The following is an 18,204-nucleotide window of genomic DNA, read 5'->3' on the forward strand; positions in this document are numbered from 1 at the left end:
TCGCGCAGAATAGCACTTCCGGCGCGGACCTGGCAGAAAAAGCGCCGGACTGGCCGGCGCTGTTTCCCTATTTTGCTTCCGGCCTGGCTTCGGCCTTGGCCTCGGGTGCCTTCAGCGGCACATTAAAATCCTTCATCAGGTTGTTCTTGTCGCGGTCCTGCTTGAACAGCTCCAGGCGCGATGGCGTGATTTTTCTCGGCCACGCGTTATTGCTGGTGTCGATGTCGGCCGTCTCCCAGTACGGGTCCTGCACCAGCCCCACCATCGGCTCGTCCGTGATGATGACCTTGCTGATCTTGTGCGGCGAGTAGCGCCACACTTCGGCCGGCACCCGCTCGATGATCTTCTTGCCGCTTTTCAGTTCGATTTCCAGGATCAGCGGCATCACCAGGCCGCCGAGATTCGAAAAATCGACCAGGTACAGATGCTTTCCCATGTTGTGCTGTTCCAGCAGCTTTCTCTCCCATGGCTCCAGCGTTTCCTGCTCCTCTGCATAGCTGTTGCGGTCCTTGTTGGTGACCGTGAATTCATCGTGCCGGTTATAGAAATCCTTGAGCGCGGGGTCGAGGTCGACCTTCTTCGGCAGCGCCTTGTTGCGCTGGTCCGAGATCGAGATCGGTTGCGCGGCCTTCTGCGCCTTCTTCCACGCTTTCTCGACTTCCGGATTCTTCGTGCTCACGCCATATTCGCTGATGCCGTCGATGCTGATGTCGACCGCGTCGGTGGTATAGAACCAGCCGCGCCAGAACCAGTCCAGGTCGGTGCCGGACGCGTCTTCCATGGTGCGGAAAAAGTCGGCGGGAGTCGGGCGTTTGAACTTCCAGCGCAAGGCGTACTGCTTGAAGGCGAAGTCGAACAGCTCGCGCCCTAAAATGGTTTCGCGCAGGATGTTGAGGGCGGTGGCCGGCTTGTCGTAGGCGTTCGCCGTGAACTGCAGCAGGGACTCGGAATTGGTCATGATGGGCACCTGGTTCTGGCTGCGCATGTAGTCGACGATCTTGCGCGGCTCGCCATTCCAGGACGGAAAATGCTCTTCCCACGCCTGCTCGGCCAGGTACTGCAGGAAGGAATTCAAACCCTCGTCCATCCATGTCCACTGGCGCTCGTCCGAGTTGACGATCATGGGAAAATAATTATGGCCCACTTCGTGGATGATCACGCCGATCAAGTCATACTTGGTCGTCTTTGAATACGTGCGTTCCCCCGTTTTCTTGTCCTTCACGGGGCGCCCGCCATTGAACGAAATCATCGGATACTCCATGCCGCCCACGGCGCCATTGACGGACATCGCGTTCGGATACGGATAGTCGAAACTGTACTTGTTGTACTGCTCGATCGCGTGCACGACGGCGCGCGTGCTGTACTGCTGCCACAGCGGATTGCCCTCGTTCGGATAGTAGGACATGGCCATCACGCGCTTGCCGCCGCTATTCAAACCCTGCGCATCCCAGATGAACTTGCGGCTCGAAGCCCACGCCACGTCGCGTACATTGGCCGCCTTGAAGTGCCAGGTTTTCATGCCCGTGGCTTTGCCCTTTTCCGCCGCCAGCGCCTCTTCCGGCGTGATCACCAGCAGCGGCGTATCGCTGTTTTTCGCCCGCGCCAGGCGCTCGCGCTGCGCCGCGCTCAAGACGGCGGCAGGATTTTGCAGCTCGCCCGTGGCGGCCACCACATGGTCGCCCGGTACGGTCAGATACAGCTCGTAGTCGCCAAACTCCAGCGTGAATTCACCGGAGCCGAGGAATTGCTTGTGCTGCCAGCCGACGGCGTCGTAATACGCGGCCATGCGCGGAAACCACTGCGCGATCTGGAAAATCGCGTTCTTGTCGTCCTCAAAATACTCGTAGCCGGAGCGTTCGACCAGCACCTTCTGGTCATTGATCTGATACGACCAGTCGATGTTGAACGTGATGCTCTGGCCTGGGGTCAGCGCCACAGGCAAATCGATGCGCAGCATGGTCTGGTTGACCATATACGGCAGCGGCTTGCCACTGGCCGCTTTCACGGCGGTGAGCTTGAAGCCGCCGTCAAATTCGCGGCCCGCATGGATGGCGCGCAAGTCCTCGAATTTCAGCGCCTCCTCTTCGCTGCTGCTGAGCCAGGCCTGGCGCGACGGCGCGCTCAGGACGCGGCGCTGGTCGGCGTCCTTGCGCAAGCCATTCTGGTCCAGCTGCAGCCACAGATACGCAAGGCTGTCGGGCGAGCGGTTGTGATAGGTGATCTGCTCGCTGGCCGTGATTTCGCGGCGCGCTTCGTCCAGGGTAGCGCGGATTACGTAATCGGCACGCTGCTGCCAGTAGGCGTGGCCCGGCGCGCCGGACGCCGTGCGGTAGCTATTCGGCGTGGGCAGCAATTCTTCGAGCTGGCGGAACTTGTCGTCGAAGGACGCGGCGGCGCACAGGCCGGACAAGGGAGCAAACAAGGTCAAACACAAGGCAAGCAAGCGGACAAGGACCGGCATGGCGCATTCCATCTGGGAGTCGTGGACAGACTGCATTCTAAGTCGAGTCTGTTTGCAAATCGATCATTGTTGTCGAAGTCCCACACACCAGGCCGCAGCATCCCCCGCCGGCACTGGCGCCGGCGCGGGCATTGGCGTATGATGCGCCTCGAACATTGGGGAGTAGTCGTCCTGCGGTCTTGCCGCGGGAACCTGTATCAACATAATTGGCCCGCAGGCCATGGTGCAGGTGGTTGCAAAACTTGACGAGACCATTGATCCAGGGCGGCCGCATGGGCCGGAGTCGCCCGTGGATCATTGGTTAATTCGTCCGGCCCGCGTACCTCTTGCAATCTCATGGAAGCATTCCTCATCTCCACCGGCATCGTCGGTCTCGCTGAAATCGGCGACAAAACCCAACTCCTGGCCTTTTTGCTGACCGCCAAATTCCGCAAGCCCTTGCCCATCGTGCTGGCGATTTTCGTCGCTACCATCGCCAACCACGCATTCGCCGCCGCCGTCGGCGCCTGGATCACCAGCATGCTGGGGCCCGACGTGCTGCGCTGGGTGCTGGGCGTCTCCTTCCTGGCGATGGCTGCCTGGACCCTGATCCCCGACAAGCTCGATGAAGACGAAACCAAATTGGCCAAGTACGGCGTATTCCTGACCACCCTGATCGCCTTCTTCATGGCGGAAATGGGAGACAAGACGCAGGTCGCCACGGTGGCGCTGGCGGCGCGCTATCACGACATTGTTTCCGTCGTGCTGGGCACCACCTTCGGCATGATGCTGGCCAACGTGCCGGCCGTGTACCTCGGCGACAGGATCGCCAACCGCGTCCCGCTGCGCCTCGTGCATGGCATCGCGGCGCTGGTCTTTGCCGTGCTGGGCGTGGCCACCCTGCTGGGCGCGGGCGCGGCACTAGGGTTCTGAGGCAGCCTGATATAATTTCTCATTTACAATATTCATGCTCATAATTACAATGTCGGCGACATGAGTACCGGCGCGCCCATCCCGAGCGGGCAGCGCGCCTTCTTGAGGAATGTATGCAGTTAAACAGAAAAGTGGCGGCGCTGTGCCTGGCCGCTTGCGCCAGCCAGCCTATCGCCGCCATGGCGATACCCTTGAACTACCACCGCCAGACAGCAGCGCAGTCCGCGCCCGAAGTACGCACGCGCGACCTGCTGCTGTTCGGCGCCGGCTTGATCCTGCTGGCTGGCCGGCGCCGGCCCGAACACGACACCTGGACAATACTAGAGCAGCAGTAGCACCGCATACTCGCGGCCCTCGTCGCGCAAGGCAATGCTGTTGCCGCCCTGCGCGACGCCATCGAGCGACAATCCCGCAGGCCGCCCCTGCGCCTGCTCCACCGTGATGGCATAACTGCTGGCACCGAAGCGGTAATGCAGCTTGAAGCTGTCCCATTCGGCCGGCATGGTGGGCGCCATGCGCAGCACGTTCGCTTCACGCGTCAAGCCCAGCAGGGATTCGACGATCAGCCGGTACAGCCAGCCCGACGATCCCGTGTACCAGCTCCAGCCGCCGCGTCCCACGTGCGGCGCGACGGCATACACATCGGCCGTCACCACATACGGTTCCACCTTGTAGCGCGCCACCGCCTGTGCGTCCATGCCATGGCGCACGGGATTGATCATGCGCAGCAGTTCCCACGCCTTTTCGCCGTCACCCAGGCGCGCAAACGCCATCGCCGTCCAGATGGCCGCATGCGTGTACTGGCCGCCGTTCTCGCGCACGCCCGGCACATAGCCGCGGATATAGCCAGGATTGAGATCGGCTTTGTCGAATGGCGGATCGAGCAGCTGGATCACGCCGGAATCACGGCGCACCAGGCGCGCATCGACCTGGCGCATGGCGCCGGCAACCCGCTCCTTGTTGGCCGCGCCCGACAGCACGCCCCAGCTTTGCGAAATCGAATCGATCTGGCACTCCTCGTTCGTGTGCGAACCCAATGGCGTGCCGTCGTCGAAATACGCGCGCCGGTACCACTCGCCATCCCACGCATGTTCCTCGACGCTGGCCGCCAGTTTCACGGCTTCGTCGCGGCAGAACTGGGCAAACGCAGAATCGCCGCGCAGCACGGCCACCTCGGCAAAGCGCTGCAGCACTTCGTACAGGAAGAAGGCCAGCCACACGCTCTCGCCCTTGCCATGTTCGCCCACCTTGTCCATGCCGTCGTTCCAGTCGCAGGAACCGATCAACGGCAAGCCGTGCACGCCCAGGCGCAAGCCATGGCGGATGGCGCGCACGCAGTGCTCGTACAGGTCGGCCGACTCGCCCGAACGCACGGGCAAGTCGTAATACGAATCCTCTTCCGGCTTGACGGCGCGGCCCTCGATGAAGGGCGCCACTTCCGACAGCACGTTGACGTCGCCCGTGGCGATCACATAGCGGCAGGCGGCCAGCGGCAGCCACAGGTAATCGTCGGAGCAATGCGTGCGCACGCCGCGGTCCGATGGCGGATGCCACCAGTGCTGCACGTCGCCTTCGACAAACTGGTGCGCCGCACACAGCAGCAAGTGATTGCGCAGCAGCTGCGGCGCCGTGTGGATCATGGCCATCGCATCTTGCAGCTGGTCGCGGAAACCGTAGGCGCCGCCCGACTGGTAGTAGCCGCTGCGCGCCCACAGGCGGCAGGCGATGGTCTGGTACATCAGCCAGCCATTGGCGATCACGTCCAGCGATGGATCGGGCGTTTCGATGCGCACGGCGCCCAGGGTATTTTCCCAATGCGCGCGCACCGCGTCGAGCGCACTGCGGGCCCCATCCTTGCCCGCATGGCGCTGCACCATGGTGCTGGCGTCGGCATTGCGGCGCCCGCCCACGCCGAGCAGGAAGACGATTTCACGTTCCTGCCCCGGCTGCAATTCAAACGGGACCTGGATGGCCGCGCACGGATCCAGTCCCGTGCCCGCCTTGCCGGACAGGCGCACGCGGCGCAAGGCGGCCGGCTGCGCCAGGCTGCCATTGCGGCCGATGAATTCATTGCGGTCGCAAGTGATGGAGCGGATGCTGGCATCCGTATTGAAGAAGCCGACCCGGCCCGAAAACTCCGTATTGTAGTTATTGCGCGCAAACAGGGCGCCGCTGATCGTGTCGACCTCCGTGGCCACATGCATGCCGGACTTGGCGCGCAGGTCGGCCATCACCCATTCCACATAGCCCGTGACGGACAGGCGGCGCGGCACACCGCTGTCGTTGCGCACCTTGATGACCGAATATTTGACGGCCGCATCGAGCGCCACATAGGTGCACAGTTCCGTGGCGATGCCGCCCTCGCTGTGTTCAAACACGCTGTAGCCGAAGCCGTGGCGCGTGACGTAGTCGCCGCTGCCGCGCGCGGGCAGGGACGAGGGTGACCAGAACTGGCCCGTTTGCTCATCGCGCACATAGAACGCTTCGCCGGACAGGTCGGACACGGGGTCGTTCTGCCATGGCGTGAGGCGGAATTCATGCGCATTCTCGCTCCACGTATACGCCTGGCCGGCTTCGGACACCACCGTGCCGAATTGCGCATTGGCCAGCACGTTCGACCAGGGCGCTGGCGTCTGTTTATTTTCTCCCGTCGTGATCACATATTCACGTCCGTCGGGCGTGAAACCGCCCAGGCCATTTTCCAGGATCAGCTCGCGCCTTGGCGCCCGGTGCGGCACGCCGCCGTGGTCGCGGGCCGGGTCCTGCAGCAGCGGCGGCATGCGCAGCACGGGGCTGGGCGGACGCTTGACCTGATCGGCCAGGGTGCCGCGCAAGTCGCTGATGATGGCGCGTGCCACCGATTGCAGCAAGATGCGGTCCTCGTTGGCGATCTGCTCGGCCAGGCGCACGAAGATGCCGCCCGGGCGGTCGATCGCCTGCGCGTCGATGCCCGAGGCGATCAAGCCCATGATCTGGTCGTGCAGCAGCTGGCGGTAGCCCGACTGCTCTTCATACCAGATCACCAGGTCGACGATCAGGCCTTTCAAGCGCCAGTAGGCATGCGCCTGCACCATCTGGCGCGCCAGTTCGATATTGGCCGAATCGCGTATCTGCAGCAGCACGATGGGCAGGTCGCCCGAGATGGCATACGCCCACAGGCCGGACTGGCCGCGCTGGTTCTTGATCAGGATGCTGGCCTCCGCACGCAGGGCCGCATTCGGATAGATCACGGCATTGGCCAGGCGTGCATACAGCTGCGCGTCCGCTTCGCTGGCATTCAACTGGCGCAGCACCACCTGGCTGTGCGTCCAGGCCAGCTCGAACACGCGGTCGGCCAGGTGGCGGTCCTGGTATTTGTCGATCAGGTGCAGCGCCGCATCGCGCTGCTCCACCATGCCGGTCACGCTGTCGACCGTCACGGCCTGGTCGGGGGCCAGCGTGATGACGTAGCGGATGGCCACGATGGGGTCCAGCACGGAGCCGTGGCCGCCGCTCAATGGACCGCTTTCCTGCAGCGCCTGCGGCAGCTGCGCCGTGTTGCCGCGGCCGATGAAGCGCGCGCGGTCCGTCTCGAACGAGACTTCGTAGCGCTCGATATCGTGCACGGTCATCACATGCAGCAGCCACGGCATCTGCTCGTCCTTCGAGCGGGGCCGGCGCGTGCATAAAATCGCCTTCTCATGCGCGAGGATTTCCGTCTGCACGAACAGCTTGCTGAACGCGGGGTGGGCCGCATCGGCCGCCGCCGGCGCCATCACCACTTCGGCGAAACTGGTGATCTCGATGCGCCGCTGGCGGTTCGAATTATTGCTGATGCGCGTGCGCCGGATTTCAATGTCGTCCTCGGGCGAGACGACGATTTCCGTGTACAGGTCCAGGCCGTGATCGGCGCGGCGGAACTCAGCCCGCCCCTCCGAAAAAATCACTTCATATTTCTTCGGTTCGGCCAGGGTCGGCTGGTACATGGTGGACCAGACGACGCCGTCGTCAAGGTCGCGCAGATAGCAGAAATTGCCCCAGTTATCGCGCGTGCTGTCTTCGCGCCAGCGCGTCACGGACAAGTCTTTCCAGCGGCTGTAGCTGCCGCCCGCATTGCTCACCATGACGTGGTAGCGGCCATTCGACAGCAGCTGCGTTTCGGGCACGGCGCTGTTGGCTTGCGTGAGGATGCGCATCGGCATGGCCTGTTCGGGCGCGCCGCTGCGCAGCACCGCCAGTTCGGCCGTGTTCGAGTAAAACGCGCCGGCCTGCGGCGTGCGTTCCTGCAGCACCAGCAAGGCCGATTGCAGCAGCGGATCGGACTCGAAACGGCGCTGCATCGGGCGGTCGTGCAGCAGGTAACTGAGGGCCAAAAAGCCCATGCCCTGGTGGTGCACCATGAAGGAGCGGATGATGGCGCTGCCCTGCCCGCGCGGCAGGCGCGCCGTGGTGAAATCGATGGCTTCAAAGAAGCCGTAGCGGCCCATGTAGCCGGCCGCCTGCATGCGCTGCAGGTTCTGACACGACGCCTCCGGCTGCACCATCAGGCCCATCATGCTGGCATACGGCGCCACCACCAGGTCGTCGGCCAGGCCCCGTTTCAAACCCAGCCCCGGCACGCCAAACGCGCGATACTGGTAATTCAGGCTGGCGTCGACCGTGTTGTAGCCGGACTCGGAAATCCCCCACGGCACATCGCGCTGACGTCCGTAATCGATCTGCGCCTCGATGACGGAGTGGTACGTCTGGTCGAGCAAGGTGTTCGGATAATTCGGCATCACCAGCAGCGGCATCAGGTACTCGAACATCGAGCCGCTCCACGACAGCAGCACGGGCTGGCCGGCCACCATGCACAACTGGCGGCCCAGGGCGAACCAGTGCTCCTGCGGCAGCTGGCCCTGGGCGATGGCGATGAAGCTGGCCAGGCGCACTTCGGAGGCCAATAAATCGTAGTAGCTGGGGTCCAGGCGCCGTTCGCTGACGTTGTAGCCGATGGCCAGCAGTTTTGTCGACGGGTTGTACAGGAACGCGTATTCGATCTGCGCGAAGTCGCGCGCCTGGCCCGCCGCGTGGGCGATGTCGCGCATGTGGCGTCCCGCCTGGTCGCGGCCCTGCGCCAGCAAGGCGGCCAACTCGGCAGGCAGGCCTTCCGGTGTTTCCAGGTTGACCAGTTCACGCAGGGTCGGCACGCGCATCAGCACTGCATCGACGCCCGCCTGCCCCGCCCACGGCGCCAGTTGCAGCAATTCGGCCAGCGCCGCGCGGCACTGGCGCGCCAGCGCACCCGCCCACATGGCCAGTTCGCCATCCTCGCTTTGCAGTGTCAGCGACAGCAGCGCGTCGGCCGCGCCATTCACCGCGCCCAGGTAGGCATGCCATTCGCCCAGAGTGGTGGGATTTGCCGCTACCTGCAGCAGGCTCATGCTGTCGCGCATGGCCTTGCCCTCGCCTTCGGCGGCGATGAATTCCTGCAGCACCTGCGCCGTCGTGCAGATGCCCTGCACCACCTGCACACCGATGATGGGCGCGTCGTACAGCTCCACCAGTCCCGGCTGCAAGGTCAGCAGATGGCCGGCCAGGTTGCCGCTGTCGACCGTCGAAATGTACATCGGTTGCAGCGCCTTGAGCGTTTGCGTGTCGTACCAGTTATAGAAGTGGCCCTGGAAGCGTTCCAGTTCGCCCATGCTGTGCAGGGTGGCGCGGCTGCGCTCGATCAACTGCCCCAGGGTGAGGTAACCGAAATCGTAGGCCGTCAAATTCGCCAGCAGCGCCAGGCCGATATTCGTCGGCGAGGTGCGGTGCGCCACCACCAGGTTCGGATGCTCCTGCATGTTATCGGGCGGCAGCCAGTGGTCGTCGGGACCGACGAAGGTATCGAAGTACGCCCAGGTCTTGCGCGCCACGCCGTGCAGGAAACGACCCTGCTCGGCCGACAGGCGCGCCACGGCCCGCTCGATGGGGCGGCTGATCCACCAGGCGATGGTGGGTGCGACAAGCCACAACAGCAGTACCACGGCGGCGGCCGGCAAGGCTTGCGGGCGCCAGGCCAGCAAGCCGCCAAAGGTAGCCAGCGCCAGTGCGGGCGAGCACCACATGGCGCGCCAGCTGTCGGCCTGCGAACCTGACGATGTGTGCAGGTTCGAGGCGCGCCAGTCGAGCAAGTGCTTGTGCGAGACGCCCAGGCGCCACAGGGTGCGCGCGATGGCGTCCAGGCTGATCCACGCTTCGTACGGCAGGAAGACGAGGGTCAGCATGGCGTGCGAAAACTGCACGCCGCAGCGACGCTCGAACGCGGCCAGGTGCTGGCGCCACAGGGTGTCGCGGGGTTTGCGCAGCAAATCGTACAGGGCGGAAAACACGGGCGGCAGGAAGATGATGGCCAGCACCGCTGCGCTCCAGAAGGCCACGTGCGGCAAAAAGCCCCACACCAGCAGCAGCGACAAGGTGGTGGCCGGCGCCACGACGCTGCGGCGCAGGTTGTCGAACAGCTTCCAGCGCGACAGCATCGACAGGGGATTGCGTTCGCGCTTGCCGGCGCGGCCCGGCACCCGGCCCAGCAGCCAGCCGAGCAGCTGCCAGTCGCCGCGGATCCAGCGTTGGCGGCGGCTCACGTCGGCGTCGTAGCGGGCCGGGTATTCCTCGTACAGCTGCGAGTCGCTGAGCAGCCCGGCGCGCAGGTAACAGCCTTCCAATAAATCGTGGCTGAGGATTTTATTGTCGGGCAGGCGCTGGCCCAGCACGCGCTCGAACATGTCGAGGTCATAGATGCCCTTGCCGATGAAGGAGCCTTCATAAAACACATCCTGGTACAGGTCCGACACGGTGCGCGTGTAGGGGTCGATGCCCGGCTCACCGCCGCACAGCAGCTCGTAGCGCGAAGCGTTCGCGCTGGGCAGCGCCACGGCCACGCGCGGCTGCAGGATGCCGTAACCGGCCACCACGCGCGTGCCGGCCGCGTCCAGCATGGGGCGGTTCAGCGGGTGCATCATGGTGGCGATGAATTCGCGCGCCGCATCGCGCGGCAACTGCGTATCCGTGTCGAGCGTGATCACGTATTTGATCGTGCGCAGGCCGCGCAATTCGCCTTCCACCAGCGAGAATTTGTCGCGCGCGCCGCCGCGCAAAAACGCGTGCAGGTCGGATAATTTACCGCGCTTGCGCTCCTGTCCCATCCACGCATTCTGCTGCGAATTCCACAGGCGCGGACGGTGCAGCAGCAGGAACGGCCCCACGTGGCCCAGCTCTTCGTGGTCGGCCGGATCGCCGTTTTCCTTGAACGCGACGCCCTCCACGCGGTATTTCTCGTTCAAGCCGCGGATGATGTCTTGCGCCTGGCGCAGCAGTGCGTCGTCGCCCGGCATCGTTTGCGCCTGCGCGTCGACAAAGTCCGTCAGCAGGCAAAAGCGCAGGTTCGGGTCGCGGTTGGCAAGATAGCGCACTTCCAGCGCCTCGCACAGTGCCGCCACGTTGTCCTCGCTGTAGATCAGGGTCGGCACGACGACGATGCCGCGCGCATCCGACGGAATGCCGGCCTGATAATCCATGCGCGGCAGCGGATGCGGCGACGTCATCAGGGTCGCCAGCCAGTTCACCACGGCCACGGACAGCTGGCTGCTGCCCAGCAGCGCCAGCGCGCCCAGCGCCGCCAGGGGCCAGCCCTGCACGCCATGGCGCACGGCGCGCTCGAGCAGCAAGGCGCTCGTCGCCAGGGTCAGGAACGAGATCGCGCCCAGGTAGACGGCCAGCGGCGCCGCGCGCGCCGTATGCTGCAGCGCCTCGACAAAGGGCAGCTTCGCGCCGGCCTGCTTTTCCAGCACCAGCACGCCGCGCCCCACCAGGTAAAAGCCGATGTGGCCGCGGCGTGCGTCATTGCCGTTGCCGTGCGTGTGCGCCAGCTGCACCACCATCTCGGCCACTTCCACTTCGCTGCGCGCGCTGCGCCTGGCGATGCGTTCGATGGCGTGGCGGTAGCTGTCGCGCGTGGCGAAATCCATCAAGCCATAGGTGCCGGCCGGATCGAGGCGCAAGGTCTGCTCGACCACGCTCATGGTCTCGACGAATTCCTGCCAATCCATGGTGCCGAGAAACCGCAGGCTGCCGATGCTGTTGGCGATCGACACCTGGTCGGCCGCCTGTTGCCCGATTTCGGACTGGATCTGCTGCTCGATCGTGAGGCCCGACTCGGCCAGCTTATGCGTCAGCCACGACAGCGCCAGGGTCAGCGACGAACTTTGCCCCTGCAGGCGGCGCGACAATTCGGCCACGAAGGCGCTGGTCATGGGCGGGTTCGAACGGGCCATGTCGGCCACCAGCAGGATCAAGCCGCTGGGATTGCGCTCGGCGATCTCCGTCATCTGGTCGGCCCAGGTATTGGCCAGGTCGCGCTGCATGCGGTCGTCAGCCACGCGCGCGGCGACGCGGCGCAGGTTTTCGATCAGGGCCAGGCGCAGCATGATGGGCACGGCCCACAGTTCACCCAGGGTCAAGGTGGCAACGTCCTGGTAAGCCTCGACGAAGTGGCACAGGTTTTCCAGGTCGACGCGGCCATCGCCGTGCGAGATGATTTCCAGCGCGATCTTGTACACGCGCGGGCAGCCAGCGTCCGCGCCGGAAGTCAGGCGTGGCAACTCCTTGCTGTAGTTCTTCGGCAGGTGGCGCCGCGTGGTGCGGATCTGCTCTTCGATCAGGTAAAAATTATCGAGCAGCCATTCCGAGGCGGGTGTGACCTGGCGTCCGCTCTTGACGGTCGCCGTCAGCTCGTTGACGGTGGCCGTGATCAGGGCCGCATTGTCGGCCAGGCGCGCCAGCAGGCGGTCGCGCCCATGATGCCGTCCCACCGCATGGCCGGCGGCCACATGCTTGCCGTGGGCAGCCATCTGCATGGCGCTGAATAATTCGGAACGCAAGGGCAAGGCATCGTCGCGCGCGGCGTCGAAGGTTTCCGGTGCAAGGGAATGGTCGCGGAAGATTTCTTTAACTTTGGAAATCTGTTCCTTGATCTGCTGCGTGACAACTGCTGTGTACTCTTTCAACTTGGCCTCGCTAGGTGCGCGCAGGCAGCCAGCGGCCGCCGTCACGCTGGCCCAGTCTGGAAGAACACGATCGGACACTGGCGAAGACGGAAAGCGAAGCGCCGGAGCGTTGCGACGAATCTCAGGGTGTAGGGAGATTTTCTCAGCTTCATCGTAGGGGCGCCCTGCGCGCAAGACCGTGCGCTAGCGTACATACCCGGCGCTTTAGGGGCGTGCCGGCAAAGAAATCAGCGAGTGAAACGGGAGAAAGATTCCTGGAGGAAATGAATAGAGGGAAGGGAGTAGCGGCACCGTGCCAATGATGGCACGGTGCAATATTTCACGGAAGAAAGTTCAAGCCGCTCAGGCTGCGATGGCCAGCGGGTGACGCGTCGCCTCCGCCATCGCCATGCCGCCGTTGAGCTGCCATGCCGCGCCGTGACCGAGGCGGCGCAGGCAGGCGGCGGCGCGCGCGCTGCGGTTACCGCTGCGGCAGAAAAAGACCAGCGGGCGCTGCGGCTGCTGCAACCATTCAGCCACCTGTCCCGCCAGGCGGCTCAGCGGTACGCTGTGCACGGCGCAACCCTCGAATACCGTGCCGGCGCACGCCGCGTGTTCATACGCTTCGCGCACGTCGACGAGGATGGCGTCGGGATGCTGGCGCAGGAAGGTCGGCAAAGCGGCCGCATCGAGCTGCAGTTCGCTTGTGGACGCTTCGCCTTCGCCGGCGACGCGCACGGTGCTGCAGAGGCGGCCGTCGTCGCTTGAGCTGCACAGCACGGTGTCTTGCGTCACCAGCGCCGCATCCAGCAAGGGTGTCAACGCCTCGGGCGCCAGCGCGCCGATGAAGGCAAAGCGCTGCTCCAGCAGATACACATGGTTTTCACCACACTCGACGCGTCGCAGGCGCTGCTGGCCCAGTGCCAGCTCACCGTCGATATCGATGCGGCCCACCTGTTCGATGGCGAGTTCCTGCAGTAAGGCCAGGCGCGCCACGCCATGGTCGGCCGGGGCGGCCGTGTGCACGATGGCGCGCAAGGCCAGGTGCTGGCAGCGGATGTAGGCGGCCAGGCGCGGCACCAGGGCGGCGACGGGATCGATGACGACGCAACTGGCGCTGGCAGCGTCGCTGAGCAGCCAGGTGCACTGGCCATCGACGCTCAACTGGATTATGCCGTCCTGCGGCGATGGCGCCAGCGCCGATGGCAGCAGGCAGCTGCTGCGCAGCGCTTCGCCGCAACGCTCGATGCGCGCGCAGGCGGCCGTCACCGTCGCCGCGTCGATCAGGGGGCCGAACGACAAACGGATGGCCGAGCTGGCACGCCATTGCGGCACGCGCATCGCTTCCAGCACATAGCTGGGGAGCGCCTTGGCGGCGGAACAGGCGCTGCCCGAGCTGACGCGTACGCGCGCCGCGTCGAACAGGTCCAGCAGCTCTTTCGAGGACAAGCCGGGCACGGAAAAATTGAGCGTCGTCGGCAGCGACAAGTCAAACGGCATATTGAAGACGATGCCGGGGAAAGCGCGTTCCAGGCTGGCCACCAGCTGCTCGCGGAAGGCAGCCAGGTCGGCGTGGCTGCGGAAAGTCTTGCCATCGTCGAGCGCGGCCAGCACGGCGCCCAGCGCGGCGATGCCGGCCATATTTTCCGTGCCCGAGCGCAGGCCCGCTTCCTGGCCGCCGCCCATCATCAGGGGGGTGAACGGCGCGCCGGCGCGCACATACAGCATGCCGATGCCCTTGGGCGCATACAGCTTGTGGCCGGAAAACGGCGCGTAGTCGATGCGCGTGGCGGCCAGGTTCAGCTTCAGCTTGCCCAGCGCCTGCACGCAATCGACCATCCAGTACGCATCGGCACCCCGTTCCTGCAGCAGCTGGGCGATGGCGGACAAGTCGCTGACGACGCCCGTTTCATTATTCGCCGCCATCGTGCACAGCATGGCCGCGTCGCCGATCAGCGCATCGAGCGCCTGCAGATCGTGGCGCCCCTGCGCATCGACAGGCAGCTTGCGCACTTCCAGGTTCAGGCCCAGGAGCCGGTTCCAGTGCGCCAGGCTTTCCGGCACCGCCTTGTGCTCGGTCGCGCCATACAGCAGCAGGCTGCCGATGCGCTTGCCCGCGTCGCGCCGTTCGCGCAGCGCGCACAGGGCCGACAGCACGGCCGTCTGGATGCCTTCGGTGGCGCCGCTGTTGAACATCAACCGGCCTTCGCCCACGCCCAGCAGGCCACTGGCGCGCTGGCGCACGCCGTCCATCATGGCCTTGGCCTGCAATCCCGTCGCGTGGGTGCTGCTGGGATTGCCATAGCCCTGCTCCATCGCTTGCCGGGCGGCGGCAACGGCGGCGGGCAGCACGCAGGTGGTGGCATTGCTGTCGAGGTAGATTTCTTTCATGATGGCAGTCCGGGGATTCTATAAATAAAGGGGCAGCACCTGCGGCTGGAACGTATGAACAGTCTACCGGCACCCGCCCGTAAAGATATGCCAAAAGACACTGCAAACACGGTAATATGCAGCATGTTCATGCCATAAAAACAGGAATAGTAAAATGCATTCACCAAACAGCCCGCTCGACAAATTCGACTGCGCCATCCTGGCCGCCCTGCAGCAGGATGGCACCTTGTCGATCGCCGCCCTCAGCGAGAAGATCGGCTTGTCGAGCACGCCGTGCTGGAAACGGGTCAAGCGCCTGGAGGAGGAGGGCTATATCGAGAGCCGCGTAGCCATCGTCAACCGGCAAAAAGTGGGGTTGCCCGTGACCGTCTTCGTCAGCGTGCGCACTGGCCAGCACGATGAAAAATGGCTGCGCCGCTTCGCCGCCGCCGTCATCGTCTTGCCCGAGGTGCAGGAATTTCACCGCATGAGCGGCGATATCGACTACCTGCTGAAAGTCGTTACCACCGACATCAAGGGCTACGACACCTTCTATAAAAAGCTCATCAAGGCGGTGCAGCTGACGGGCGTGTCGTCCGCCTTCTCCATGGAACAAATCAAGTGCAGCACGGAATTGCCGCTGGAATTGATCGCCCACGGCTTGCCTGCCTGACCCATTTTCCCCGCATGGCGAACAAGCATGAAAAATCGGCATGATTGCCTGCTTCTTGCGTTGCTGCATTGCAACATAAATAGCCTGAAAGCAGCAATGGTGCAGTGAAACGCACGGCCCGGCCGGTATACTGCAGGCTTGCCTGCCCGCTTTTCTGCCGATTGTGCAGGCCATCATTCAAGGTCTTCCATGTCACTGCTCCGCCGTCTCTCCATCCAGAAAAAACTCCTGTTCAGCATGGGCTTGTGCCTGCTGCTCTTCATGGCGATCTCGTCCTTCCTCAGCGTGCGCATGAGCAGCGATTACGTGCGCGAACGCGTCGTCGGTCAGGAATTGCCGGCGCAGGTGGGCGAGATCCGCAACGACGTGCTGCGCCAGATCAGCCAGCCCCTGTCCGTGGTGCAAACCATGGCCAACGATGTCTACCTGCAAGACTGGGAAGACGCCGGCTTGCCCGACAGCGGTATCGCCACCTTCCAGCGCTACGCTACCGTCGTCAAGGAAAAGAACAAGGCGGCCTCGATCAACTGGGCGTCGGCCGGCACGGGCAAGTATTTCACCACGGAAGGCTTGCTGCGCACCCTGGACAAGAACCAGGCCGCCGACCAATGGTTTTATGGCTTGCTGGCCGGCGACAAGGCCTATACGCTCGACATCGACAAGGCGGAAAACTCCAGCGACCTGATGCTGTACCTGAATGCGCGCGGCCAGACGGCGGGCGGCAAGCAGATCGCGGCCGGCCTGGGCCTGTCCATCAATGCATTGGCCGACACCATCCGCAGCTACAAGATCGGCCAGACGGGGCATGTCTACCTGGCGCGCGCCAACGGCGTGCTGCTGGTGCACCGCGACACGGCCCTGGCCGACGGCAAGCATCAACTCAAGGATTTGCCCGGTTTTAGCGATACCCTGAGCAAAAGCCTGCTGACAAGCAACAAATACGCGTACGCCATCTACGACGCGCCGGCGGGACGCCAGTTCGTCGCCGCCTCCTTCGTGCCGGAACTCAATCTGTATGTGATGGCCGAAGTGCCGGAAGCGGAAGTGCTGGGCAATGTCACGCGTTCGGCCCTGATCGCCGCCCTGATCGCCGGCCTGGTGGGGGGCGGCATCGCCCTGTGCATCATTTATGTCATCAGCCGCGCCATCGCTGCCCCCGTCGCGCGCGCGGCCGACATGCTCAGCGAGATCGCCAGCGGGAATGGCGACCTGAGCCGCCGCATGCGCGTCGAATCCGAAGACGAGGTCGGCGCCCTGGCCGCCGCCTTCAACCGCTTCGTCGCGTCGCTGAATGTGACGATACGCGAAGTTCGCGACAGTACCGGGGCGATTGCCAGCGCATCGAGCCAGATCGCGTCGGGCAACCTGGATCTGTCGGCGCGTACGGAAGCCCAGGCGTCAAGTCTGGAAGAGACGGCGGCGGCCATGGAAGAGCTGACATCGACCGTGAAACAGAACGCGGACAACGCTCGTCAGGCAAACCAGCTAGTGGTGTCGGCTTCAAGCCACGCCGTCAAGGGCGGCGAAGTAGTCGGACAAGTCGTGCAAACGATGGGCGCGATTACGGAGAGTTCACGCAAGATCGCAGATATTATCGGTGTGATCGACGGCATTGCCTTCCAAACCAATATCCTCGCGCTGAACGCAGCGGTCGAGGCGGCGCGCGCGGGCGAACAGGGACGCGGCTTTGCCGTGGTGGCAACCGAGGTGCGCAACCTGGCGCAGAGGTCAAGCCAGGCGGCGAAGGAAATCAAGGACTTGATCGTCGACTCGGGCAGCAAGGTGGACGCGGGCAGCAAGCTGGTCGACTCGGCCGGCGCCACCATGCAGGACATCGTCGTCTCCGTGCAAAGAGTCGCCGACCTGATGGGAGAAATCGCTTCGGCCAGCCAGGAGCAAAGCCAGGGTATCGCGCAAGTCAATGCCACGGTCACGCAGATGGATGACGCCACCCAGCAAAATGCGGCCCTGGTGGAAGAAGCGGCGGCGGCGGCCCAGTCCCTGCAAGACCAGGCTGGGCGGCTGGCGCAGGTGGTCAGCGTCTTCAAGCTGGAAGAAACCGGGCATGCCGCGCAGCAGCCGGCCGGCAAGCCGGCGCTGCCCAAGCCGGCCCGCCCGGCACTGGCCAAGGCAGCGGCACCCGCAGCGCGCCCGAAAGCGCCGGCCAGCGATGCGTGGGAAGAATTTTAAAGGTGTTGGAAAACGCTTAAATCGCCGGCGCTTTCACGCTCGCCGCTTGCTTGAAGAAATCATAAATGCCGCTCTCGCTCATGCGGCGCGCATTCGCCAGTTCGCCGCCCTTGGTGGCGTACAGCACCTGGTTGTTGTCGCTCGATACGAGCACGGCAGCGGGAATGCCTTTCTTGAGCGGATTGCCATAGGCTTGCGCCACATCAAGGTTATGGTCGAAGTTACCCACGTCGACCTTGACGACCTTGAACTGCTGTTGCATCAGCTCGGCATTCTTGCCTTCCTTCAAGGCCTTGTCGAGCGCGCGGCAATCCTCGCACCAGTTGGCGCCAAAGATCAGCAGGACAGGCACGTGCGCCGCCTTGGCCTCGGCCAGCGCGCGGGCCACGTCGGCCTTGGCGTCGGCCGCCGCGTTGTACGGCAAATGCGGCGTGGCGACAGGGTTGGCCGGTGTGGGGGCGGCGGCAACGGCGGTGCCGGCAAGCAGCAGGCTGGCAAAGAAAAGGGAAACGAAACGGGAAACGCGCATGCGGGACTCCTGAGAGAGATCGTGAAGCCAGCTGAACAGCTGCCAGCGGGCGTGATTGTCTAGAATATGCGTACCTGTA

The 18,204-nt window shown here is 64.2% G+C and carries 8 protein-coding genes and 1 riboswitch; of the genes, 4 read left to right on the plus strand and 4 right to left on the minus strand.

Features of this window, described 5'->3' with window-relative positions:
* Positions 1-67 precede the first annotated feature (67 nt).
* Entirely contained in the window at positions 68-2,461 is a 2,394-nt protein-coding gene (locus OX459_RS16255; RefSeq protein ID WP_289905816.1) for a M1 family metallopeptidase, read from the minus strand.
* Between the two features lie 145 nt (positions 2,462-2,606).
* A riboswitch (yybP-ykoY riboswitch) is annotated at positions 2,607-2,788 on the plus strand.
* Positions 2,789-2,797: 9 nt separating this feature from the next.
* Here OX459_RS16255 and OX459_RS16260 point away from each other — a divergent pair.
* Together OX459_RS16260 and OX459_RS16265 are read left to right on the plus strand one after the other, a co-directional pair.
* Positions 2,798-3,373 (plus strand): TMEM165/GDT1 family protein, encoded by a 576-nt coding sequence (locus OX459_RS16260; protein WP_289905817.1) that lies wholly within the window; start codon positions 2,798-2,800, stop codon positions 3,371-3,373.
* Positions 3,374-3,486: 113 nt separating this feature from the next.
* The gene (locus OX459_RS16265) at positions 3,487-3,708 is read left to right on the plus strand and encodes a hypothetical protein (RefSeq protein ID WP_289905819.1); all 222 of its coding nucleotides are present in this window, start codon (positions 3,487-3,489) and stop codon (positions 3,706-3,708) included.
* Here the strand turns inward: OX459_RS16265 and OX459_RS16270 are convergent.
* Positions 3,694-12,384 (minus strand): glucoamylase family protein, encoded by an 8,691-nt coding sequence (locus OX459_RS16270; RefSeq protein ID WP_354669669.1) that lies wholly within the window; start codon positions 12,382-12,384, stop codon positions 3,694-3,696. The two genes, OX459_RS16265 and OX459_RS16270, sit on opposite strands and share 15 nt — an antisense overlap.
* A 342-nt stretch (positions 12,385-12,726) precedes the next feature.
* Positions 12,727-14,754 carry an aminotransferase class V-fold PLP-dependent enzyme gene (locus OX459_RS16275; RefSeq protein WP_289905821.1) on the minus strand — a complete coding sequence of 676 codons (2,028 nt, stop codon included), beginning with the start codon at positions 14,752-14,754 and terminating at the stop codon, positions 12,727-12,729.
* A 154-nt stretch (positions 14,755-14,908) separates the two neighbouring features.
* Between OX459_RS16275 and OX459_RS16280 the strand changes: the two genes are divergently transcribed.
* The gene (locus tag OX459_RS16280) at positions 14,909-15,406 is read left to right on the plus strand and encodes an Lrp/AsnC family transcriptional regulator (protein WP_289905822.1); all 498 of its coding nucleotides are present in this window, start codon (positions 14,909-14,911) and stop codon (positions 15,404-15,406) included.
* Between the two features lie 189 nt (positions 15,407-15,595).
* On the plus strand, positions 15,596-17,596 hold the full coding sequence (locus tag OX459_RS16285; RefSeq protein WP_289905823.1) for a methyl-accepting chemotaxis protein: 2,001 nt from the start codon (positions 15,596-15,598) through the stop codon (positions 17,594-17,596).
* Between the two features lie 16 nt (positions 17,597-17,612).
* On the opposite strand, the gene OX459_RS16290 is transcribed toward OX459_RS16285, so the two are convergent.
* Positions 17,613-18,125, minus strand: coding sequence for a thioredoxin family protein (locus OX459_RS16290; RefSeq protein WP_289905824.1), 513 nt, complete (start codon positions 18,123-18,125; stop codon positions 17,613-17,615).
* Positions 18,126-18,204: the final 79 nt, after the last annotated feature.

It is taken from the genome of Janthinobacterium sp. SUN026 (genome assembly GCF_030397625.1).
Taxonomy (GTDB): domain Bacteria; phylum Pseudomonadota; class Gammaproteobacteria; order Burkholderiales; family Burkholderiaceae_D; genus Janthinobacterium; species Janthinobacterium kumbetense.